A 23,816-nucleotide genomic window follows, 5' to 3' on the forward strand; every position below is an offset into this window, starting at 1 on the left:
TCTCCTCTCTTAATTCAGTGGATGCTGGCGCAGGAAATCGGCGGCAACGGACGATGGGCTTTCATGATCGACGTCGACCCGCGCGTTGAGTTGGCGCATGGTTTCGTCGTCGAACAGTTCGGCCAGCGGCTTGAGTTGTTCGGCCAGTTTCGGGTTGGCATCCAGCGTGGCCTGACGCACCACGGGAGCGGCGGTGTAGTCGGGGAAGTAATGCTTGTCGTCTTCCAGCAATTTCAGGCCGAAGGCATTGAGCCGGCCATCGGTGGTGTAGACCAGACCGGCAAACACCTGACCGTTACGCAGCGCGGTGTAGACCAGGCCGGCGTCCATCTGGCGGATGTTCTTGCGGGTCAGGTTCATGTCGTAGAGCTTGACCATGCCGTCGAGACCGTCGGAGCGGTTGGCGAACTCGGTATCCAGCGCCACCAGGTGGTTGGTCTCGGCTTCGGCGCGCAGCACTTCGTTGAGCTGGCTGATGTTGCCGATCTGCGGATATTGCTCGGCGATTTTTTTCGGCAGAGCGAGGGCGTAGGTGTTGCTGAATTTCGACGGCGTCAGCCAGATCAGGCCTTTTTTCGCGTCGAGCTCTTTGACCCGGGCGTAGGACTGCGCGCTGTCGAGTTTTTCAGTGACGTGGTTATAGGCCACCAGCGACACGCCGGTGTATTCCCAGAGCAGGTCCAATTGGCCGCTTTCGTGGGCGCTGCGGGCGAGGTTGCTGCCCAGACCGCCGGTGATTTGCGCGTCGTAGCCTTTGCTGCGCAGGTATTGCGCGGTGATTTCGGCGAGCAGGGTCTGCTCGGTGAAGACCCGGGCGCCGAGGCGGATGACAGGTTTTTCAGCGGCTTGCGCGATTCCTGCGAACAGCAGGACGCAGCCTAAGATCAAGCTAAGTCGTTTCATAAATATTCCTTCGCAAAGCCTTAAGACGGGCGCAGACCGCGTTCCAGCCAGAGACGGCTGGCGAGGGTGACCACGCCATCGAGCAACAGCGCCAACAGCGCGGTGCACGCGGCGCCGAGCAGCAGTTGCGGCTGGTTGTTCAGGGCGATGCCGGGGAAGATCAGGCTGCCGAGGCTGTTGGCGCCGATCAGGAACGCCAGCGGCGCAGTGCCGACGTTGATCGCCAGTGCGACCCGCACGCCACCGACGATGATCGGCACGGCGTTGGGCAATTCGACTTTCCACAGCACTTGGCGCGGCGTCATGCCGATGCCGACAGCGGCTTCTTTCAGCGAGCCCTGCACATTTTTCAGGCCTTCATAGGTGTTGCGCACAATCGGCAACAGCGAGGCGAGGAACAGCGCGAAGATTGCCGGACCACTGCCGATGCCGAGGATGCCCAGCGCAATCGCGAGCACGGCCAGCGGTGGCACGGTGTTGCCGATATTGAAGATCTGCATGAAGCGTTCGGCGCGGCCGACCATGCTCGGGCGGCTGAGGAAGATACCGGCGGGAATGCCCACAACAAGGGCGGCCAGCATGGAAGCGAGGACGAGAATCAGATGAGCTTGCAGGTAAAACAACAAATCGTCGCGGTAGTGTTCGATCGTGTTGATGCCGATCCAGTGGACCAGCAGGGCCAGGAGCGCGATCACCACCGCACCTCCCATCAGCCCTTTGCCATAGCGGATAGCCACAGGCGGACTCCTTTTTTGTAGTCGGCGAGCGCTGCTCCGCGTGGCAAGCCATTCCTGGCTGCCGGAGTCAGCGTTCGCGAAAAGTAGCCGTTTTCCAGCACCGGCCAAGCGGTGCGAAAGCGAGCCATGAGCGCAGCCTCGTCAGGCTAACTTGCTGATTTTTCAGCCCCTGACGAAAGTTCGTAACAGGGGATGGACGTCTCCGTGCTTTAAAAGGTTCCCACGTTAGACACTATTTGGCCACCCTGTTGGAGCTGCCGAAGGCTGCGATCTTTTGACTTTGCTGCTGAAAACAAGATCAAAAGATCGCAGCCTTCGGCAGCTCCTACGGGGTTTTGCGCGGCCGAGGGACGGTGGTTTGGCGATCACTTTTTAAGCTATACTCGCCGCCCTTTTTTGAATCACCGCCAGGCGATTTCCCATGACCCAACAGGCCGCCGAAGTCGCGAAACGCCGCACTTTCGCCATTATTTCCCACCCCGATGCCGGTAAAACCACAATCACCGAAAAGCTCCTGTTGATGGGCAAGGCGATTGCAGTGGCCGGTACGGTGAAATCCCGCAAATCCGATCGCCATGCGACATCCGACTGGATGGAGATGGAGAAGCAGCGGGGTATTTCCATTACCACGTCGGTCATGCAGTTCCCCTATCGCGAACACATGATCAACCTGCTCGACACCCCGGGCCACGAAGACTTCTCCGAAGACACCTACCGCACCCTGACAGCGGTGGACTCGGCCTTGATGGTGCTCGACGGCGGTAAGGGCGTAGAGCCACGGACCATTGCGCTGATGGACGTCTGCCGTCTGCGTGACACGCCGATCGTCAGCTTCATCAACAAACTCGACCGTGACATCCGCGACCCGATTGAACTGCTCGACGAGATCGAAGCCGTTCTGAAGATCAAGGCTGCGCCGATCACCTGGCCGATCGGTTGCTACCGCGATTTCAAGGGCGTGTATCACCTGGCCGACGACTACATCATTGTCTACACCGCCGGTCACGGTCACGAGCGCACCGAAACCAAGATCATCGAAAAACTCGACTCCGACGAGGCGCGCGCGCATCTGGGCGACGAGTACGATCGTTTCATCGAGCAGCTGGAACTGGTGCAGGGCGCCTGTCACGAATTCAACCAGCAGGAATTCCTCGACGGCCAACTGACCCCGGTGTTTTTCGGGACTGCGCTGGGCAACTTCGGTGTCGACCATGTGCTCGATGCTGTCGTCGATTGGGCGCCGCGTCCGCTGGCCCGTGTGGCCAATGAGCGTACCGTCGAGCCGGTGGAAGAGAAGTTCTCGGGCTTCATCTTCAAGATCCAGGCGAACATGGACCCGAAACACCGCGACCGCATCGCCTTCATGCGTATCTGCTCCGGCAAGTACGAAAAAGGCATGAAGATGCGCCACGTGCGTACCGGCAAGGACGTGCGCATCGGCGACGCCCTGACGTTCTTCTCTTCCGAGCGTGAACAGCTCGAAGAAGCCTACGCTGGCGACATCATCGGTCTGCACAACCACGGCACGATCCAGATCGGCGACACCTTCAGCGAAGGCGAAGTCCTTGGTTTCACCGGTATTCCGCACTTCGCCCCGGAACTGTTCCGTCGCGTGCGTCTGCGTGATCCGCTGAAGTCCAAGCAGTTGCGTCAGGGCCTGCAGCAGTTGGCGGAAGAGGGCGCGACGCAGGTGTTCTTCCCGGAGCGCAGCAACGACATCATTCTTGGCGCCGTCGGTGTACTGCAGTTCGATGTGGTCGCCAGCCGCTTGAAAGAGGAATACAAGGTCGAGTGCTCGTATGAGCCGATCACTGTGTATTCGGCGCGCTGGATCGAGTGCGACGACAAGAAGAAGCTTGAGGAGTTTTCCAACAAAGCGGTGGAGAACCTTGCGCTGGATGGCGGTGGTCACCTGACTTACCTGGCGCCGACGCGGGTGAATCTGGCGCTGATGGAAGAGCGCTGGCCGGATGTGAAATTCCGCGCGACGCGGGAGCATCATTAAGGTTTGAGGTGTTTTTCTGAAAGCCCCTGAGGTGTAGGCCTTGGGGGCTTTTTTATGGGCTGCCGCTTTTGGTCTTGGCGGCCGTTGGGCCGACCAGGCTGTTGGGGTTTTGGGTGAATATCCGTTGCTGCGGGGGCTGCGGCTGGCGGTTTCGCCCTTACGGCGACTTACTTTTTTACAAGCGCCTAAAAAAGTAAGCAAAAAACGCTTGCTCCTGCGTTCGGCCCTCGCAGGCTCGGGTTCCTTCGTTTCGGGACTGATCCGGGCGCAGCGGCTCCGGTTTGCTTCGCTGCACCTCCTTCCGCTGTGTTCGACTTCGTCGAACGGTCGCTGCGCTCCCACGCCCGGATCAATCCCTCCACTCAGCCTTCCGACGTCGCCCGTGGATCAAAAGCAAGATCAAAGGCACTCGAGCTTGCGCTCATTGTTTTGAGTGGCGAGAAGCGTGTGGTCTGCTTTGGATCTGTGTTGGATTCGCCCCTCATCGGAACGCCGCCCGCCCAGCCCCTCTCCCGAGGGAGAGGGGGCCGATTGATGATCTGTTCAAATCCCGAGTTCGGCTCGGTATTTCAGGTCGGCGTACCTTGCCCAAGCGACCCGGTCAGTCCCCTCTCCCTCCGGGAGAGGGTTAGGGTGAGGGGCTTTTGATCTTTAACGCCGCGTGAAAAATCAAGTTGAATCCGGGCGCGGCGATTTTTCCGTAAGGCGTTTTCCCTCTACGTCGTAGCCATACTCTGCTTTTACTTCCGCTGACCTCACCCCCACGACATTCCAATCCAAGCCGTCTACTGTTCATCAAACCCTCGCGCCCATCGGACGTTACATGCTCAAAGGACTGACCCAACTCCTGCGCCCCAACGGCTATTTCACCCCCATGGCCTGGGTCCTCGCGGCTCTATTGTTCATCAATCGCCTCAGCGCCATGGTCAAACTCTTCATGGCGTTGTACTTGCGTCAGGAATTGGGGCTGGCGATTGAAACCGTCGGCTGGTTGCTGTCGGCCTATGGCGCGGGGTTGTTGGTCGGTTCGATGCTCGGTGGTTGGCTCAGTGATCACGTGCGCACGGCGCGGCTGACGGCGGCGCTGTTTTTCGTTTCGGTGTGGGTGCTGATGCTGTTGGGGCTGGTGACGCAGGTGCCGTGGCTGGCTTGTTTGCTGTTGCTTAGCGGTGTCATCGATGGGGCGATTCGGACGTTGCATCAGCGCCTGATCATGGAGTATTGCGAGGTCGCGCAACGTTCCCGTGCGCAGGCTCTGAGTCGGGTCGCGCGCAATCTCGGCATGGCCGCTGCCGGGGTGGCGGGCGGGGTGTTGGCGCAGGCGGATTTTCGTTGGGTGTTTTTTGCCAGTGCGGCGATGACGATGCTGGCGTTGCTGTGGTTCGTGCGCACGACGTGGCGGCGGCCGGTGCTGGTGGTTGAAGACGAATCGACCGATGGCTCAAGCCTGCCGTATCGCGACAAGCCGTTCCTCTGGCTGCTGGCGGCGACGGCCGTGCTCGGCATTGCGTTCGACACGGTCTACAGCACGCTGGGCAATTATCTGCGTGATTACTACCACCTGAGTACCGAAGCGATCGGTTGGCAGTTCGGGCTCAATGCGCTGTTGGTGATCGCTTTGCAGATTCCGCTGTCGCACTCGGTCGAGCGTTGGGGCTCGCGCTGGCAGATGCTCGCGGGCAGCTTGTTGCTGGCCTGTGGGCTGGGCATGTTGCCGTTCGGTTCCGGCTTGGCTTTTGTCTGTCTGTCGACGCTGATCTGGACGCTGGGCGAGGCCTTGTTCATGCCGCCGTTGAATGTACTGGCGATGCAGTTTGCCCAGAGCGGCAAGAGCGGTCAGTACTTCGGCTTGTTCTTCATGAGCTGGAGTGCCAGCGCGCTGTTGTCGCCGGTGCTCAGCGGTCAGCTGTATGGCCAGTTTGGCGGGCACAGTGTGTGGCTGATGAGCGCGCTGCTGGTGCTGATCTCCATTCCACTGACCTGGCAGGCCACGCGCGGGCTTAGCTGATTCGGTTATCAGGGTTATTCGAAAGCAATCTGGCGGTCGATGGCATTTCTGCCTGCGCGGTCGCGTCCTAAGTGGTGAGCCGGTCGGATCGCAACTAGATTTCACATCGAGCCAGTCCGGCAAGCATGTCTTAGCGCAACAGGATGGAGTCGGCCATGAAAAGCAGATTGCTACGGGTTTTGATGTTGTTGAAAGTGATGGTGATGCTATCCCTCGGCACCGCAACGGCGTGGGCCGAGTGCGAGGATCACGAATCTCAGGCGTTTAACGGCCAGGTAGGGCATAGCGGCCTGATGCTGGCCAAGTCCGAGTCGGAACCGGGGGATATGAATCAGGGTGGCAGCGCCGATGACGACGACTCGACCACGGACGATCCGGATACCGATGACCCGGATGACGAAGGCGATAGCCAGACGTAGATCGCCGGGCAAAGAAAAACCCCTTCGGCCTCGACTGATGCGCAATCGAGGTGGAAGGGGTTTTGTTATCGCATGAATTCTTGAATCAACACGAACTCCCTGTGGAAGCGAGCCTGCTCGCGAAAGCGTCATTTCAGTCGACAATGTTGGTGACTGTTACACCGCATTCGCGAGCAGGCTCGCTCCCACATGAGATATTTCGTGGGCCTACGCCGCGCCGTCGAGAAACTGCTCGGCGTAGTGGCAAGCCACCTGCCGATTATCCAGTTCACGCAACAGCGGCTCTTCCGTGCTGCAACGTTCGGTCGCGTACGGGCAGCGCTTGTGGAAAGCACAGCCCGGTGGCGGGTTCAGCGGGTTGGGCAGTTCGCCGACGATCTTGATTTTCGGCTTGTTCGGGTCCGGGTGAATCGTCGGGGTCGCCGACAGCAGCGCTTGGGTGTACGGATGCAGCGGGCGCTCGTAGATGTCGTTTTTCGGTCCCAGTTCTACCGGGCGGCCGAGGTACATCACCATCACGTCATCGGCCACGTGCTGCACCACCGCGAGGTTGTGCGAGATAAACACGTAGGCGGTGTTGAACTCCTGCTGCAAATCCATGAACAGGTTGAGCACCTGGGCCTGAATCGATACGTCCAGTGCCGAAGTCGGTTCGTCCGCGACCAGCACTTTCGGTTGCAGCATCATTGCCCGCGCCAGAGCGATACGCTGGCGCTGACCGCCGGAGAACATGTGCGGATAGCGCTGGTAATGCTCAGGGCGCAAGCCGACCTGCTTCATCATCGCCTGGACTTTCTCGCGACGCTCGGTGGCCGACAGCTTGGTGTTGATCAGCAGCGGCTCGGCCAGTTGATCACCGATTTTCTGCCGTGGGTTCAACGACGCGTACGGGCTCTGAAACACCATCTGCACGTCTTTGCGCAGTTGCTTGCGCTCGGCCTTGTCGGCGCCGGCGACTTCCTGGCCGGCAATCTGCAGCGAACCCGACGACGGCTCTTCGATCAGCGTCAGGGCGCGGGCGAGAGTGGATTTGCCGCAGCCGGATTCGCCTACCACGGCAAGGGTCTTGCCGGCTTCCAGTTCGAAAGACACGCCGTTGAGCGCGCGCACGGTGGCGTGGCCCTTGAACAGGCCACGGGAGACTTCGTAGTGACGGGTCAGGTCGCGGGCGGTAAGTACGACGGCCATTACGCCACCTCCTGGTTCAGCGGGTAGAAGCAGCGGGCGAGGCTGTTGGCTTTCGGATCAAGGCCCGGACGCTGGGTGCGGCAGTTGTCCTGCACGTACGGGCAGCGCGGCGACAGCAGGCAACCCTGCGGACGGTCGTAGCGGCCCGGGACGATGCCCGGCAAGGTCGACAGACGCGAGGCGCCGAGGCTGTGCTCGGGAATCGCCTTGAGCAGCGCTTCGCTGTACGGGTGCGCCGGGATGTCGAACAGTTGCGGCACCTGACCGACTTCCACGGCCTGGCCGGCATACATCACGCAGACGCGCTGGGCGGTTTCAGCCACGACCGCGAGGTCGTGAGTGATCAGCACCAGGCCCATGTTCTGCTCTTTCTGCAACGCCAGCAGCAGATCCATGATCTGCGCCTGAATCGTCACGTCCAGCGCGGTGGTCGGTTCGTCTGCGATCAACAGTTTCGGCTCGCCGGCAATCGCCATGGCGATCGCGACGCGCTGGCTCATACCGCCAGACAGTTGATGCGGATAGGCGTCCATACGGCTGGCGGCGCCGGGGATCTCGACCTTTTCCAGCAGTTCGATGGCACGCTTGCGCGCTTGCTTGCCGGACATTTTCAGGTGCAGGCGCAGCACTTCCTCAATCTGGAATCCGACGGTGTAGCTCGGGTTCAGCGCGGTCATCGGGTCCTGGAAGACCATCGACAGGTCTTTGCCGACGATCTGCCGACGCTGGCGGTTGCTCAGTTTGAGCATGTCCTTGCCGTCGAAGCTGAGCGAGTCGGCGGTGACGATGCCGGGATGCTCGATCAGGCCCATCAGCGCCATCATGGTCACGGATTTACCCGAACCCGACTCGCCAACGATGGCCAGCACTTCGCCCTTGTCGACCTTGAGGTCGAGGCCGTCGACCACCGGGGTCGCGGTCTTGTCGCCGAAGCGGACGTTGAGATTCTTGATTTCTAGCAGTGACATTTGAATCTCCTCAGGCGGCGTTCTTGAGTTTCGGGTCCAGCGCATCGCGCAGGCCGTCGCCCATCAAGTTAATTGCCAGCACGCTGAGCAAAATGGTCAGACCAGGCAGACTTACCACCCACCAGGCGCGTTCGATGTAGTCGCGGGCCGAGGCCAGCATGGTGCCCCACTCAGGGGTTGGCGGTTGTACGCCGAGGCCGAGGAAGCCCAGTGCAGCGGCATCGAGAATCGCCGAAGAAAAGCTCAGGGTTGCCTGCACGATCAGCGGCGCCATGCAGTTGGGCAGCACGGTGATGAACATCAGGCGCGGCAGACCGGCACCGGCCAGACGCGCGGCGGTGACGTAGTCGCGGTTCAGTTCGCCCATGACGGCAGCACGGGTCAGACGCACGTAGGACGGCAGGGAAACCACGGCAATCGCGATCACGGTGTTGATCAGGCCAGGGCCGAGGATGGCGACGATCGCCACGGCCAGCAGCAGCGATGGCAGGGCCAGCATGATGTCCATCAGACGCATGATGGTCGGGCCGACCACTTTCGGGAAGAAACCGGCGAACAGACCCAGCAGGATCCCCGGAATCAGCGACATCACCACCGACGACAAGCCGATCAGCAGCGACAGGCGCGAACCCTGGATCAGACGCGACAGCAGGTCACGGCCGAGTTCATCGGTGCCGAGCAGGAATTGCATCTGCCCGCCTTCGAGCCACGCCGGTGGCGTCAGCAGGAAGTCACGGTATTGCTCGCTCGGATTATGCGGCGCGACCCACGGCGCGAAGATCGCGCAGAAGATGATCAGCAGCATGAACAGCAGGCCGGCAACGGCGCCCTTGTTCTTCGAGAACGCTTGCCAGAATTCTTTGTACGGCGACGGGTACAGCAGGCTTTGATCCACGGCGGACGTGGCGGTGGCTACTGAGGATGTTGGAGTGCTCATGGGTATTGACCTCAGCGCTGATGACGGATGCGTGGGTTGGCAAAGCCGTAGAGGATGTCCACCACGAAGTTGACCAGAATCACCAGGCAGGCGATTAACAGGATGCCGTTTTGCACCACCGGATAGTCCCGGGCGCCGATGGCTTCGATCAGCCATTTACCGATGCCGGGCCAAGAGAAGATGGTTTCGGTCAGGACCGCACCGGCCAGCAGCGTGCCGACCTGCAGGCCGACTACGGTCAGCACCGGAATCAGCGCATTGCGCAGACCGTGCACGAACACCACGCGCGACGGCGACAGGCCTTTGGCCTTGGCAGTGCGGATGTAGTCCTCGCGCAGCACTTCGAGCATCGACGAACGGGTCATCCGCGCGATTACCGCCAGCGGAATGGTGCCGAGCACGATCGCCGGCAGGATCAGGTGATGCAGGGCGTCGAAGAACGCGCCGACGTCATCGGCCAGCAGCGTGTCGATCAGCATGAAGCCGGTTTTCGGCTCGATGTCATACAGCAGGTCGATGCGCCCGGACACCGGAGTCCAGCCCAAGCTCACCGAGAAGAACATGATCAGGATCAGGCCCCACCAGAAGATCGGCATCGAATAGCCCGCGAGGGAGATGCCCATCACCCCGTGGTCAAACAGCGATCCTCGTTTGAGTGCCGCGATCACCCCGGCCAGAAGCCCGAGGATGCCAGCGAACAGCAGGGCGGCCATGGACAGTTCCAGGGTCGCCGGGAAAAGAGAGGTGAACTCGGTCCACACGCTTTCACGGGTACGCAACGACTCACCGAGATCGCCCTGGGCCAGTTTGCCGATGTAGTCCAGATACTGGGCATACAGCGGCTTGTTCAGCCCCAGGCGTTCCATTGCCTGAGCGTGCATTTCGGGGTCGACCCGACGTTCGCCCATCATCACTTCCACAGGGTCGCCCGGAATCATGCGAATCAACGCGAAAGTCAGCAAGGTGATGCCGAAAAACGTGGGGATCAACAACCCCAGTCGGCGGGCAATAAAACTAAACATCTTGTGTGGTACCTCATCAGCCGGTTAGGCGTGTCCGGCGTCCCTCAGGTAAGGGACGCCGGGCGTTTCTTATCTACTTCACCTGGGTGGTGGCGAAGTTATTAGTGGTGAGAGGGCTGATGTGGTAGCCCTCTACATTGTTGCGCATTGCAGTGAACATCCGAGTATGGGCCATGCTGATCCATGGCTGGTCCTGATTAAACAGCACTTGAGCCTGTTCGTAGAGCGCGGCGCGTTCGGCCGGATCTACTTTAGCCCGCGCTTCATCCAGCAGTGCCTGGAATTTCTCGTTGCACCAGCGTGCGTAGTTTTCGCCGTTCTTGGCGGCCTCGCAACTGAGCATAGGCGTCAGGAAGTTATCCGGGTCGCCGTTGTCGCCCGCCCATCCGGCCGAGACCATGTCGTGCTCGCCGGCCTTGGCGCGCTTGAGCATCTCGCCCCATTCCATCACGCGGATGTCGATCTTGATCCCGACTTTCGCCAGGTCAGCCTGCATCATTTGCGCGCCAAGCATCGGGTTGGGGTTGGTCGGACCGCCGCCGTTACGGGTGAACAGGGTGAAGGTAGTGCCTTCCGGAACCCCGGCTTCCTTGAGCAGCGCGCGCGCCTTGTCGAGGTCGCGTGGCGGGTTTTTCAGATCATGGTTGTAGCCGAGCAGGGTCGGCGGGTACGGGTTGACCGCCACCGACGCGTTGCCCTTGCCGAACAGCGCGTTGACGTAGGCTTCCTTGTCGAACGCGATGTCGATGGCTTTGCGCACGCGTACGTCGCTCATGTACTTGTGCTGGGTGTTCATGGCGATGTACGAAACGGTCATCGCGTCCAGCTCGTCGACTTTCAGGTTGCTGTCTTTCTTGATGCTCGGGATGTCATCCGGTTTCGGATACAGCGCGACCTGGCACTCGTTGGCCTTGAGCTTTTGCAGGCGCACGTTGTTGTCGGTGGCGATCGCCAGGATCAACGCGTCGGCCGGTGGCTTGCCACGGAAATAATCCGGGTTGGCCTTGAAGCGCACCTGCGCATCCTTGGCGTAGCGCTGGAAGATGAACGGGCCGGTGCCGATCGGCTTGTTGTTCAGATCGCCGGTTTTGTTGGCCTTGAGCAACTGGTCGGCGTATTCGGCCGGGTAGATCGACGAGAACGCCATGGCGATGTCGGCCAGGAACGGCGCTTCGCGGCGGGTCAGGGTGAACTTGACCGTGTTGTCGTCGACTTTTTCTACGCTTTTGAGCAGTTCCTTGAAGCCCATGCTTTCAAAGTACGGGAAGCCCACGCTGGACAGTTTGTGCCACGGGTGATTCGGGTCCAGTTGACGCTGGAAGCTCCAGACCACGTCGTCGGCGTTCATGTCGCGGGTCGGCTTGAAATATTCGGTGGTGTGAAACTTGACGCCTTTGCGCAGGTGGAACGTGTAGGTCAGGCCGTCTTCGCTGATGTCCCAGGAATCGGCGAGCGCCGGGATCACTTCGGTGGTGCCGGGCTTGAAATCGGCCAGGCGATTGAAGATGGTTTCGGCCACAGCGTCCGCCGTGACTGCAGTTGTGTACTGGACCATATCGAAGCCTTCCGGGCTGGCTTCGGTGCAGACCACCAAGGGTTTGGCCGAGGCGCCGACAGCGACACTCAGCAACGCAGCCGCGATGGCCGCACGTAGGGGAAGCATTTTCATCGATAACCCTCTGCAATCGGTTGAAGACAGAAAACCGAACGGCCGACTCATCATGAGTCAGCCGTTGGTTGGCGTTTTTACAGAATGTTGAACGGGATGGTGGTTACGAGGCGGAACTCGTTGATGTTGCCGTCAGCCTGGTGCTCGCTGGCGCGGTGAGTGGTGTAGGTCGCGCGAATTGCAGTGGCTTTGAGCGGGCCGCTTTGCACTGCGTAGGACGCACCGACACCGTATTCGTAGTGGGATTCTCCATCCATCAGGCTCAGGTCGCCGCGCTTGTCATCCGGAATGGTGTAAGCGGTGCCACGGTAGTGAGTACCGTCGATGCCCCAGCCGCGTGCCTGGTAGATGTTGAACTTCAGGCCCGGCACGCCGTATTCGGCCATGTTGATGCCGTAGGCAATCTGGAACGACTTCTCGTTCGGACCGTTGAAGTCCGACAGCAGGGAGTTGGCCAGGTAGATGCCGTTGGTTTCGTGCAGGTAGTCGAAGTACTCGTTACCGTTCACTTGTTGATACGAGAAGGTCAGGCTGTGGGCCTGGTGGGCCAGACCCAGCGACAGCGAATAGGTGTCGTTGTCGATGTTGCCCATCAACTTTTTGCCTTCGTCGACGGTCTTGTAGTAGTTCAGGCCGGTGGTCAGGCTCAGCACCTGGCTGTCGCCCAGTTCGTGGGTTGCGCCGAAGTAGTACTGGTTCCAGAAGTCTTCCACGTTGGAACCGTAAAAGCTGGTTTTCAGGCTCTTGAACGGTTGGTAGTTGACGCCGGCAACGTAAACCTTGTCAGTCTCCACGCCAGTGGCTGAATACTCGGTGCGAAATTTCGACAGGCTCTGCTCGGTACGAGGGGAAACGCGGTCGAAGCCACCCGCGTCGAACGACAGGTTGTTGAACTCTTCGCTGTGCAGGGTAATACCTTCAAAGCTCGAAGGCAGCGGACGGTTACCGATGACATCGACAATCGGCGTGCTGAAGTTCTGGCGACCTGCGGTCAATGTGGTGTTGGATACACGAAGCTTGACATTGGCCAGACCCAGCTTGCTCCATTGGTCGACAGCGTCGCCGTCGGAATCCGCCAGGGTCCGGTTGGAGCCGCCAGCAATGTCCTTGCGATCACGATCCAGCACAATGGCGTTATAAGCGGCGACTTCGGTGCTCACGCCCACGGTGCCTTGGGTGAAGCCCGAGGTGTAGTTGACGATGGTGCCTTGCACCCAGTTGATCCGGCGTGGCGTCGGAGTGCGAACGGTAGGCGTGGTGTTCTTGTCGCTGTTTTTCACGTAGCTGAAACGGTCGTCGCGACGACGCAATTCGTTGGCGTACCAGTTACGGGTTGTACCGCCCAGGCTTTGTCCATCGATAAAGCCTTTGGCCTCGCTTTGGGCGCTGCTGCCGGCCAATGTGGTAGGGACGAACTCCTGACTTGCAGGTTCGGCGTACGCGGTAGCAGTGATGCTGCTGATGGCCAGGGCCAGTATCGCGGTGCTGCTCAGTTTCATGGGTGAAGCTCCTTTACTTTCTTTTTATCCCGGCTTTTTTTGGTATGCCGGTTATTGGTTTAGAACTCGTTCACACATCGCAAACGTTTGCAAGAAGCCGGATGGGCGAATTTCGGCAAAGCGCTTGCGTGAGGGGAGTAGACGGCTCCCCTCAGCATTGCGGCTAATCGGTTGGTTTAATCGATACTGACACCCGAGAACACGTTGCGGCCGAACGGGCTGACTTTGAATCCTTCGACCCGGGTGCTTAACGGCTGGTTGACCGTCGAGTGGGCGACAGGCGTGATCGGCACTTGCTGTTTAAGCAATTGCTGGGCCTGTTTATAAAGCACGGTGCGCTGATCGCGGTCGGTGACGACCTTGGCCTGTTTGATCAGCTTGTCGTAAGCCGGATCGCACCACATGGAGTAGTTGTTGCCGCCGATGGCGTCACAGCTGTACAGCGTGCCCAGCCAGTTGTCCGGATCCCCATTGTCACCGGTCCAGCCGATCAGGCTGACGTCGTGCTCGCCGTTCTTGGTGCGCTTGATGTACTCGCCCCATTCGTAACTGACGATCTTCACTTTCAGACCGATCTTGGCCCAGTCGGACTGGAGCATTTCGGCCATCAGTTTGGCGTTCGGGTTGTACGGACGCTGCACCGGCATTGCCCACAGGGTGATCTCGGTGCCTTCTTTCACGCCGGCAGCCTTGAGCAGTTCCTTGGCTTTTTCCGGGTTGTAGGCGGCGTCCTTGATGGTGTCGTCGTAGGACCACTGGGTTGGTGGCATGGCGTTGACGGCCAGTTGGCCGGCGCCTTGATAAACAGCGTTGAGAATTCCCTGTTTATTCACCGCCATGTCCAGCGCCTGACGCACTTCCAGTTGATCGAACGGCTTGTGGCGCACGTTGTAGGCGATGTAGCCGAGGTTGAAGCCCGGCTTGGAAATCAGTTGCAGTTTCGGGTCGGCCTTCAGCGCTTCAACATCGGCAGGACGCGGGTGCAGGGTGATCTGGCACTCGTTGGCCTTGAGCTTCTGCACGCGTACCGAAGCGTCGGTGTTGATCGCGAAAATCAGGTTCTTCAGCTTGACCCGGCTCGGATCCCAATACTGCGGGTTGCCGGTGTAGCGGATGTTCGAGTCTTTCTGGTAGCTCTTGAACACGAACGGTCCGGTGCCGATCGGCTTCTGGTTGATGTCGCTCGGCTTGCCGTCGGCCAGCAGCTTGTCGGCGTATTCGGCAGACAGAATGGCGGCGAAGCTCATGGCGATGTTCTGGATGAACGCGGCGTCAACACTGTTGAGCGTGAACTCCACGGTCAGCGGCCCGGTCTTCTCGACCTTGGCGATGTTCTTGTTCAGGCTCATCCCGTTGAAGTACGGAAACTCGGTGGGATAGGCCTTGCGGAACGGCTGTTGCGCATCGAGCATGCGATTGAACGTGAACAGCACGTCGTCGGCGTTAAAATCGCGGCTCGGCTTGAAGTAAGGGGTTGTGTGAAATTTCACGCCTTCACGCAGGTGAAAGGTGTATTTCAGGCCATCTTCGGAAATGTCCCACTTGGTTGCCAGACCGGGTACGACATTGGTCGCGCCTTTTTCGAACTCCACCAGGCGGTTGTACAGCGGCTCGGCGGCGTCGTTGTCGGTGGCCGTCGTGTATTGCGCGGTATCGAAACCCGCCGGGCTGCCTTCCGAGCAGAACACCAGGCTGTCGCTGGCGGCGTAGCTTGCAGACGTGGCGGCCAACAGGCCGGCGCCCAACAGTGCGGAAAAAACCAAGGTATGGCGCATGACGCTCCCTCTTTTTTTAGTGTTATGCAATGCACCTGGATCCCGATCCCGGGACTTTCTGGTCGCATTGAGCTCAATCCAAATACGTACGGCAAAACCGGTGGCCCACGCAGACACTGGTCAGTACGCGACGGTAGGCACCGTGCCTCTGGCAGTAAATACGTAATTGCCTTAATGCTCGTAGGAAAAGTCGACGCGCCTATACCGAAGCAATCATCTGCGGCGGATTTGGGTGTAGGACTTTTCCTTTTTTCCCGGTAGATAAAGCAACGGCGACGTCAGAAACGCCGCCGTTGCAATGTCTTACTTGCTGACGCTGACGCCGTAGAAGGAATTCAGGCCAAATGGGCTGATCTTGAAATCCTGCACGTTGGCGCGCATGGGTTGATACACCGTCGAGTGAGCGATAGGTGTCATTGGAACTGCATCTTTGAGGACGTGTTGCGCCTGTTTGTACAGCTCGGTGCGCTTGCCCTGGTCGGTAGTGCGTTTGGCTTCTTTCACCAGGCCGTCGAACTTCTTGTCGCACCACTTGGAGAAGTTGTTGCCGCTCAGCGAGTCGCAGCCGAACAGAACGTTGAGCCAGTTGTCCGGATCACCATTGTCACCGCTCCAGCCAATGATCATGGCCTGGTTCTCGCCACCTTTGGAGCGCTTGATGTACTCGCCCCACTCGTAGCTGGTGATCTTCACTTTCAAGCCGATCTTGGCCCAGTCGGACTGGAGCATTTCAGCCATCAGTTTGGCGTTCGGGTTGTACGGACGCTGCACCGGCATCGCCCACAGGACGATCTCGGTACCTTCCTTGACGCCGGCTTCCTTGAGCAGCTGTTTGGCTTTCTCAGGATCGTACTTGGCATCCTTGATGGTGGTGTCGTAGGACCACTGGGTCGGCGGCATGGCGTTGACCGCCAGTTGGCCCGCGCCCTGGTAAACCGAATCGATGATCTGCGGCTTGTTCACGGCCATGTCCAGCGCCTGACGCACGCGCAGGTCAGCCAGTGGGTTGGCCTCGTTGCTGCCCTTGACCTTGTCCATCACGTTGTAAGCGATGTAGCCGAGGTTGAAGCCAGCCTGATCCGGCATCTTCAGCGACTTGTCTTCTTTCAGCGCTTTCAGATCGGCCGGACGCGGGAACAGGGTGACCTGGCACTCGTTCTTTTTCAGCTTCTGGATACGCACTGACGGGTCGGTGGTGATGGCGAAGATCAGGTTGTCGATCTTCACGTCTTCAGGTTTCCAGTAGTCCTTGTTGCCGGTGTAACGGATGTTCGAGTCTTTCTGGTAGCTCTTGAACACGAACGGACCAGTGCCGACCGGCTTCTGGTTGATGTCGGCGGGTTTGCCATCCTTGAGCAGTTGGGCCGCGTATTCGGCGGACTGCACCGAGGCGAAGCTCATGGCCATGTTCTGGATGAACGCAGCGTCGACTTCTTTCAGGGTGAACTTGACGGTGTGGTCGTCGACTTTATCGATCTTGGTGATGTTGGTATCCATCCCCATGTCGGTGAAGTACGGGAATTCGGTCGGGTACGCCTTACGGAACGGGTCATCCTTGTTAATCATGCGATTGAAGGTGAACAGCACGTCGTCGGCGTTGAACTCACGAGTCGGCTTGAAATACGGGGTGGTGTGGAACTTGACGCCTTCACGCAGGTGGAAGGTGTAAGTCAGGCCATCATCGGAAATGTCCCACTTGGTCGCCAGGCCAGGAATCACGGCGGTGCCGCCGCGCTCGAACTGGGTCAGGCGGTTGAACATGGTTTCGGCTGAGGCGTCGAAGTCGGTTCCGGTGGTGTATTGGCCTGGATCAAAACCGGCCGGGCTCCCTTCGGAGCAGAACACCAGGTTAGTCGCAGCGGTGGCGAAAGGTGCGGAGGCTAACAAGCCTGCGCCGACTAGAAACGGAATGACCGCGTGTTTAAGCATGTTGGCCTCATGATTTGTTGTCATTTTTTAGTTGTGAGGTACGACCTCGTGAGTCGTGCCTGCGGATACTTATGCAGGCCCCATACCCAATGCAAGATCCAGAGCGGTCGGCGGCGTTAAACGGTGGCACGAACGTACCTTAATGTCGCATCCGTATAACTTTTGACGCATTTGACCGTTTGCGGGTGGTTTTTGCGGTGCATTCGGGGCACTGAAATGGTGCACTGGAGGTGTCGGGTGCGCTTGGGTGGGGCTTGGTGTTACTTATTTATACCCTTGGGGATGGGCGGGGTTGAGGGGTTTTCGCGGTGGGCTTTGGTGGGGTGGATTGGGGCAGGGATTGGGGGGTTTTACTTGGTGCAACTGGGTGTTTCGATTGGTGGCACCTTGGCGGCCTTTGGGCCGACCAGGCGTTGGTTGGTTTGGGTGAATATCCGTTTTTTGCGGTGTTGCTGATTACGGTTTCGCCCTTACGGCGACTTACTTTTTTACAAGCGCCTAAAAAAGTAAGCAAAAAACGCTAGCTCCTACGTTCGGCCCACTCGCTGGGGCTCGGGGTCCCTTCGCTCCGGGACTGATCCGGGCGCAGCGGCTCCGGTTTGCTTCGCTGCACCTACACTCGCTGTGTACGACTGCGTCGTACGGTCGCTGCGCTCCCACACCCGGATCAATCCCTCCACTCAGCCTTCCGACGTCGCCGGTGGATCAAGATCAAGAGCAGGCGAGCTGACACTCGGCCTATTGAGTGGTGAAGAGCGGGTGTTCGGCGTTATTTTTGTTGTGGATTTGCCCCTCACCCCAGCCCTCTCCCCGAGGAGAGGGGGCTAATTTGTGTGCTTTTCAAATCCTGAGTTCAACTCGGAGTTTCACGTTGGCGTATCTCCCCCAAACACCTCGGTCAGTCCCCTCTCCCTCTGGGAGAGGTTAGGGTGAGGGTTTGCTTTTTGGCTGTTTAAATCCGCTGCGAAACAGCCAGAACCTTCCCACAAGGTTTTCAGGTTGTCCGTCGGACGTGCGCTCTCTAGGCTTGGGTCGTCGCTGGTTGTTCAGCGATCGGGTGTGAGAACCCGACATTCATAGTCATTCAGTGCCCAGATCCGCATAATTGCCGCCAGCAAGTTTGCTGCCTGCAAGTGCGTTATGGCGGCTCTGTGCGGGCGGGCCTATGTCCGGCCGGGTGCCTATGACCGGTTTTCTCACCCCGCACAAAGCTGCCACCTCTTCGTCGTGTGAGAAACGGCATCGAGATGGCTCAACCTCATAGGTGAAGCGCATGAGCAAACCAGTCCCCGACCCACCCGAAGAAACCTCAACCCCCCTTGAAGCCGCGCTGCGTGCCGACGATCTCGCGAAGAACCGCGAAGCCATCAAGCGTGCCCTCGATTTCTATCTCTGCCCGCCACCCGGCAAACCCCATCCACCCAGCACGATGTTTTTGATCCGGCCCGACATCGACACTGAAAGCCTGCTCGCCCACGCCTGTGAGTCCCTTGCTTCAGCCAATACGCTGGCCAGCGATTTTGCCGATCAGCTTGGTAGGCCGCAGCGCAATACGGCGCTGGCGATTCAGCAGATCATCATGCTGGCGGAGCTGGCGGTGAATCGGGCGCTGGATCGGGTTGATCCGCACGCTTGAGATCGCGTCATCGTTCTTCGCGAGCAGGCTCGCTCCCACATTCAAATGCGTTCAACCTGTGGGAGCTGGCTTGCCAGCGATAGCGGTGGATCATTCACTACAAAACCCGGGCACAAAAAAACCGGCAACCATTGACTGATTGCCGGTCCTTCATTCAGCCAAGCTCAAATCACTGCATCAACACTTCAATCGAGCCATCAGCGGTCATGCTGACCTGGCTGGTGCCGGCTTCTACTTCCGGGGTCACCGGGGCGGAATCCATGGCCGCGGCTTTCATCATCATCGGCGCGCGCAGGTACGGTTGTGGGTAACCGTTGCTGTTGAGGTTCAGGTTGACGATTTTGTAGCCCTTGCCGCCCAGTGCATCGGTGGCCAGTTGGGCGCGGGTCTTGAAGGCGGTGACGGCTTCTTTGAGTAACTGGTCTTCGCTGGCCTTGCGGGTCGGGTCGGCGATGGCGAAGTCCATGCCGCCCATTTTCAGGTCGGTCAATAGCTCGCCGGTGAGTTTGGACAGGGCGGCGAAGTCGGTGCTTTCCAGGCGCAGTTCGGCGCGTTCGCGCCAGCCGGTGATCTTCTGGCCTTTGGTGTCGTAGATCGGATAGCTGTTGCGGCTGCCCGTGCGCAAGGTGATGTCTTTGACTTGTTTGGCCTGGGCGGTGGCCTTGTTCATGGTGGTGCTGATGGCGGCGGCGAGTTTGGCCGGGTCGGTGTTCTGCTCTTCGGTGTAGAGCGTCACGATCATCTGGTCGCGGGCCACTTCCTGGCTGACTTCGGCGCGCAGGGAAATCTGGTTGTAGTGCAGCTCATCGGCGGCCAGCGCCGGAAGGCTGGCGACGCTGCCGACGGTCAGGGCGAGGAGGGCGGCGCTGCGGCGAAATGTGTGCATGAAGGCTCCTTGAATGAGGCGCAGGTGATGGGTCGCGGCCTGCGTGAACCATCAGACTCTAACTTCTATGATCCGGTTCGCCCAGTTACAACTTCTATACAGATACCTGCGCGCAGTGGGGAGTGCTTCTGTGGCGAGGGGATTTATCCCCGATCGGCTGCGCAGCAGGCGCAAATCCGGCTGATACGGTATTTCTGGTTAAATGAGGTCGCATGATTTGGGGCGGCTCCGCCACCCAGCGGGGATAAATCCCCTCGCCACAATGATCTCCAATAGCCTTCGGAATTTTCTTCAACTCAGATGAATTCTTCATCGTCGCCATGTGGTCGTTTGCCGCACTTTCGCCTCTGAACCCCGCGCCTTGGTTATACTCCGTGCGATCCGCCTGGAGCGCTCATCAGGAGAGCTCATGCTCGCCCCCGTACAACTGACTTCCGCCACTCGCCAGAACCTCTGGCGGCTGACTTTCATCCGCACACTTGTGCTCGCCGCGCAGGCCGGGTCCGTGGGTCTGGCCTACTGGCTGCAATTGCTGCCGTTGCCGTGGGTGCAATTGGCGATGACCCTGGGCTGTTCGATTCTGCTCTGCGTGTTCACTGCCGTGCGCCTGCGCACATCGTGGCCGGTGACCGAGCTCGAATACGCGCTGCAACTGGCCTGCGATCTGGTGATTCACAGTGCGCTGCTGTATTTCTCCGGCGGTTCGACCAACCCCTTCGTTTCCTATTATCTGGTGCCGCTGACCATCGCGGCGGTGACCTTGCCGTGGCGTTATTCGGTGATTCTGTCCGGTATCGCGCTGGCGCTGTACACGCTGATGCTGACGCGTTTCTATCCGCTGGAAACCCTGCCGGTCGCCCGTGAGAATCTGCAGATCTACGGCATGTGGCTGAGCTTTGCCCTGGCTGCTGCGGTCATCACGTTCTTCGCCGCGCGTATGGCTGAAGAGCTGCGCCGGCAGGAAGAATTGCGCGCGATCCGCCGGGAGGAAGGGCTGCGTGATCAGCAGCTGCTCGCCGTTGCGACCCAGGCCGCCGGTGCGGCGCATGAATTGGGCACACCGCTGGCGACCATGAGCGTGTTGCTCAAGGAAATGCAGCAGGATCACCCCGATGCACTGCTGCAGGACGATCTGAAAGTGCTGCAGGATCAGGTCAAGCTGTGCAAGGAAACCTTGCAGCAACTGGTCCGTGCCGCCGAGGCCAATCGGCGTCTGGCGGTGGAGATGCAGGACGTTACCGACTGGCTCGACGAAGCGCTGAACCGCTGGCACCTGATGCGCCCGGAAGCCAGTTATCGCTTCCAGCGTCTCGGTCAGGGGGCGGTGCCGCGCATGGCGCCGCCGCCGGATCTGACCCAGGCATTGCTGAATCTGCTCAACAATGCAGCCGACGCCTGCCCGGAAAATCTCCAGGTGACCCTCGACTGGGACGCAGAGACTTTGACGATCAGCATTCGCGACCACGGCGCCGGTGTGCCGCTGGCCATCGCCGAGCAGATCGGCAAGCCGTTTTTTACCACCAAGGGCAAAGGTTTCGGCCTGGGCCTGTTTTTGAGCAAGGCCAGCGTGACACGCGCCGGCGGCTCAGTGAAACTCTATAGTCATGAGGAAGGCGGCACGCTCACCGAGCTGCGCCTGCCCCACGGCGCCCGAGGAGACCAACATGAGTGACGAAATCCAAGTCGAAGGCGAAGAACTGCCGCATCTGCTGCTGGTCGACGACGACGCGACCTTCACCCGCGTCATGGCCCGCGCCATGGCCCGTCGCGGCTTTCGCGTCAGCACTGCCGGTTCCGCTGAAGAAGGCCTGACCATCGCCCAGGCCGATCTGCCTGATTACGCTGCGCTGGACCTGAAAATGGACGGCGACTCCGGTCTGGTCCTGCTGCCCAAGCTGCTGGAACTCGATCCGGAAATGCGCGTGGTGATCCTCACCGGTTATTCGAGCATTGCCACGGCAGTCGAGGCGATCAAGCGTGGCGCCTGCAACTACCTGTGCAAACCCGCCGATGCCGACGACGTGCTGGCCGCGCTGCTGTCTGAGCACGCCGATCTCGACAGTCTGGTGCCGGAAAACCCGATGTCGGTCGATCGTCTGCAATGGGAGCACATCCAGCGCGTGCTCACCGAGCACGAAGGCAATATTTCCGCCACGGCCCGCGCGCTGGGCATGCACCGCCGCACCTTGCAGCGCAAACTGCAGAAGCGCCCGGTGCGTCGCTGAACCTGCGCTGAACGACTATCGCCAGCCCTCGCGATAAAACGCGCCGATCATCTATGATCGGCGCGTGTCCGTTCTTTTTACTATCGAGCCTTATCCATGAATCAGAACGCTGAATATTCCGCGGTCAACGATGCTGTGCGCGGGCAGTTTTTTCGCAAGGTCTGGGCGATGACCACGCCTTACTGGCGCAGCGAAGAGAAGGGCAAGGCCTGGACGTTGCTGATTGCCGTAATTGCGCTGACGCTGTTCAGCGTAGCCATCTCGGTGTGGATCAACAGTTGGTACAAGGATTTCTACAACGCTTTGCAGAGAAAGGATGAAGCCGCGTTCTGGCAGTTGATCCTGTATTTCTGCGGCATCGCGACGGTGGCGATTCTCGGCGCGGTGTATCGGTTGTATCTGACGCAGATGCTGACGATCCGCTGGCGGGCGTGGCTGACCGAAAAGCACTTCAAGCGCTGGCTGGACCACAAGAATTACTACCAGCTGGAGCAGGGCGGTTATACCGATAACCCCGATCAGCGGATTTCGGAAGACCTCAACACTTACACCGCCAACACCCTGAGCCTGGGCCTCGGGCTGCTGCGCACGATTGTCAGTCTGGTGTCGTTCTCGATCATTTTGTGGGGCGTGTCGGGCAGTATCGAAGTGTTCGGCATCGAGATTCCCGGCTACATGTTCTGGTGCGCACTGTTGTACGCGGCGGTCGGCAGTTGGCTGACGCATTTGATCGGTCGCCGTCTGATCGGTCTGAACAACAAGCAACAACGCTTCGAAGCAGACCTGCGTTTTTCCATGGTCCGCGTGCGTGAGAACGCTGAAAGCATCGCCTTGTACAACGGCGAACCCAATGAAAACCGCCGCTTGAGCAATCGCTTCGGACTGGTCTGGCACAATTTCTGGGACATCATGCGCGTGTCCAAGCGCCTGACGTTCTTCACCTCCGGCTACGGGCAGATCGCAATCATTTTCCCGTTTGTCGTCGCCGCACCGCGCTATCTGTCCGGCAAGATCGAACTGGGCGAGCTGATGCAAATCAACTCGGCGTTCGGCAACGTGCAGGAGAATTTCAGCTGGTTCATCACCGCCTACTCGGATCTCGCCGCGTGGCGCGCCACCTGTGATCGTTTGCTGAGTTTCCGTCAGGCCATGAGCGACAACGAACAACGCACCCCGGCCATCGACGTGCAGAACCAGGGCAGTGAGTTGCAGGTGCACAACCTCGGCCTCGATCTGGCCGATGGTCGTCACCTGCTGACCGACGCCGACATGACCGTTGAACCGGGTGAGCGCGTTATGCTCAGCGGGCGGTCCGGCAGCGGCAAGTCGACACTGCTGCGAGCGATGGGGCATTTGTGGCCGGCGGGGCACGGCAATATTCGTTTACCGGCGGCGCGCTATCTGTTCCTGCCGCAGAAGCCTTATCTGCCGATCGGCACATTGCGTGAAGCGTTGAGTTATCCACAACCGGGCGATACCTACGCGCCAGAACGTTATGCACAGGTGCTGGAAACCTGCCGTCTGCCACACCTGGTCGGGCGGCTGGATGAAGCCAATCACTGGCAGCGCATGCTTTCACCGGGCGAGCAACAACGCCTGGCCTTCGCCCGCGCGCTTCTCTACGCACCGCAATGGCTGTACATGGACGAGGCTACATCGGCGATGGATGAAGAGGACGAGGCGACCTTGTATCAGGCGTTGATCGATGAGATTCCGGGGCTGAGCATTGTCAGCGTCGGTCACCGAAGCAGTTTGAAACGATTCCATCCACGGCACGTGCGGATCGACAGCGGTCGTCTGGTCGAACAGGCCATAACTGTCTGAACACCCACCTGTGGGAGCGAGCCTGCTCGCGAAGGGGTCATATCGGTCGACGAATCTGTCGTCTGAACCACCGCTTTCGCGAGCAGGCTCGCTCCCACAGTAGGGCAATGTGATCTGCCCGGTGATCGTACAACCCGCTTGAGCTATGATGGCGCCAAGCCGAACTTTCGAGACAAGATGCAGACC

Annotated in this window: 18 protein-coding genes; 7 read left to right on the top strand and 11 right to left on the bottom strand. The window is 59.5% G+C overall.

The genetic code is table 11. The features are described from left to right. Positions 1-9 precede the first annotated feature (9 nt). Positions 10-903, bottom strand: a complete 894-nt coding sequence (locus AB4O12_RS25545) for a glycine betaine ABC transporter substrate-binding protein (protein ID WP_252887314.1) — start codon at positions 901-903, stop codon at positions 10-12. A gap of 20 nt (positions 904-923) precedes the next feature. Further along, positions 924-1,613 carry an ABC transporter permease gene (locus AB4O12_RS25550; RefSeq protein ID WP_166554532.1) on the bottom strand — a complete coding sequence of 230 codons (690 nt, stop codon included), beginning with the start codon at positions 1,611-1,613 and terminating at the stop codon, positions 924-926. 448 nt (positions 1,614-2,061) lie between these two features. Here AB4O12_RS25550 and AB4O12_RS25555 point away from each other — a divergent pair, with 448 nt between their 5' ends. The 3 genes from AB4O12_RS25555 (at position 2,062) to AB4O12_RS25565 (ending at position 6,072) form a co-directional block, all read left to right on the top strand. Next, on the top strand, positions 2,062-3,645 hold the full coding sequence (locus AB4O12_RS25555) for a peptide chain release factor 3 (protein WP_039759481.1): 1,584 nt from the start codon (positions 2,062-2,064) through the stop codon (positions 3,643-3,645). Between the two features lie 823 nt (positions 3,646-4,468). After that, positions 4,469-5,653: an MFS transporter gene (locus AB4O12_RS25560; RefSeq protein WP_071174374.1), complete on the top strand. Its 1,185-nt coding sequence runs from the start codon at positions 4,469-4,471 to the stop codon at positions 5,651-5,653. Positions 5,654-5,808: 155 nt separating this feature from the next. Then, a complete protein-coding gene (locus AB4O12_RS25565) occupies positions 5,809-6,072 on the top strand; it encodes a hypothetical protein (protein ID WP_071174375.1) in 264 nt (87 codons plus the stop codon). Positions 6,073-6,279: 207 nt separating this feature from the next. Here AB4O12_RS25565 and AB4O12_RS25570 read toward each other — a convergent pair whose 3' ends face one another. The 8 genes from AB4O12_RS25570 to AB4O12_RS25605 form a co-directional block, all read right to left on the bottom strand. Then, positions 6,280-7,260 carry a peptide ABC transporter ATP-binding protein gene (locus AB4O12_RS25570; RefSeq protein ID WP_071174376.1) on the bottom strand — a complete coding sequence of 327 codons (981 nt, stop codon included), beginning with the start codon at positions 7,258-7,260 and terminating at the stop codon, positions 6,280-6,282. After that, positions 7,260-8,228, bottom strand: coding sequence for an ABC transporter ATP-binding protein (locus AB4O12_RS25575; RefSeq protein ID WP_016771722.1), 969 nt, complete (start codon positions 8,226-8,228; stop codon positions 7,260-7,262). Before AB4O12_RS25575 ends, AB4O12_RS25570 begins: the two co-directional genes overlap by 1 nt. A 10-nt stretch (positions 8,229-8,238) precedes the next feature. Next, positions 8,239-9,165 (bottom strand): ABC transporter permease subunit, encoded by a 927-nt coding sequence (locus AB4O12_RS25580; protein WP_016771721.1) that lies wholly within the window; start codon positions 9,163-9,165, stop codon positions 8,239-8,241. An 11-nt stretch (positions 9,166-9,176) separates the two neighbouring features. Then, positions 9,177-10,187 (bottom strand): ABC transporter permease subunit, encoded by a 1,011-nt coding sequence (locus AB4O12_RS25585; RefSeq protein ID WP_016771720.1) that lies wholly within the window; start codon positions 10,185-10,187, stop codon positions 9,177-9,179. A gap of 73 nt (positions 10,188-10,260) precedes the next feature. Next, complete coding sequence (locus AB4O12_RS25590; protein WP_150636090.1) at positions 10,261-11,856, bottom strand: ABC transporter substrate-binding protein; 1,596 nt, start codon at positions 11,854-11,856, stop codon at positions 10,261-10,263. A 77-nt stretch (positions 11,857-11,933) separates the two neighbouring features. Beyond that, the gene (locus AB4O12_RS25595) at positions 11,934-13,355 is read right to left on the bottom strand and encodes an OprD family porin (RefSeq protein ID WP_016771718.1); all 1,422 of its coding nucleotides are present in this window, start codon (positions 13,353-13,355) and stop codon (positions 11,934-11,936) included. 176 nt (positions 13,356-13,531) lie between these two features. Beyond that, positions 13,532-15,130: an ABC transporter substrate-binding protein gene (locus tag AB4O12_RS25600; protein ID WP_041477956.1), complete on the bottom strand. Its 1,599-nt coding sequence runs from the start codon at positions 15,128-15,130 to the stop codon at positions 13,532-13,534. 303 nt (positions 15,131-15,433) lie between these two features. After that, the gene (locus tag AB4O12_RS25605; protein ID WP_236169302.1) at positions 15,434-17,059 is read right to left on the bottom strand and encodes an ABC transporter substrate-binding protein; all 1,626 of its coding nucleotides are present in this window, start codon (positions 17,057-17,059) and stop codon (positions 15,434-15,436) included. 1,273 nt (positions 17,060-18,332) lie between these two features. Between AB4O12_RS25605 and AB4O12_RS25610 the strand changes: the two genes are divergently transcribed. Then, positions 18,333-18,695 carry a DUF6124 family protein gene (locus AB4O12_RS25610; RefSeq protein ID WP_041477958.1) on the top strand — a complete coding sequence of 121 codons (363 nt, stop codon included), beginning with the start codon at positions 18,333-18,335 and terminating at the stop codon, positions 18,693-18,695. Between the two features lie 169 nt (positions 18,696-18,864). Here AB4O12_RS25610 and AB4O12_RS25615 read toward each other — a convergent pair whose 3' ends face one another. After that, positions 18,865-19,581, bottom strand: coding sequence for an SIMPL domain-containing protein (locus AB4O12_RS25615; protein WP_016771714.1), 717 nt, complete (start codon positions 19,579-19,581; stop codon positions 18,865-18,867). A gap of 409 nt (positions 19,582-19,990) precedes the next feature. Between AB4O12_RS25615 and AB4O12_RS25620 the strand changes: the two genes are divergently transcribed. From AB4O12_RS25620 to AB4O12_RS25630, 3 genes are all read left to right on the top strand, one after another. Continuing rightward, positions 19,991-21,253, top strand: coding sequence for an ATP-binding protein (locus tag AB4O12_RS25620; RefSeq protein ID WP_016771713.1), 1,263 nt, complete (start codon positions 19,991-19,993; stop codon positions 21,251-21,253). After that, entirely contained in the window at positions 21,246-21,806 is a 561-nt protein-coding gene (locus AB4O12_RS25625) for a response regulator transcription factor (RefSeq protein WP_003221630.1), read from the top strand. Before AB4O12_RS25620 ends, AB4O12_RS25625 begins: the two co-directional genes overlap by 8 nt. 96 nt (positions 21,807-21,902) lie before the next feature. Next, positions 21,903-23,630, top strand: coding sequence for an ABC transporter ATP-binding protein/permease (locus AB4O12_RS25630; protein WP_056782917.1), 1,728 nt, complete (start codon positions 21,903-21,905; stop codon positions 23,628-23,630). Positions 23,631-23,816 lie beyond the last annotated feature (186 nt).

It is taken from the genome of Pseudomonas sp. S2_A05 (assembly GCF_054668485.1).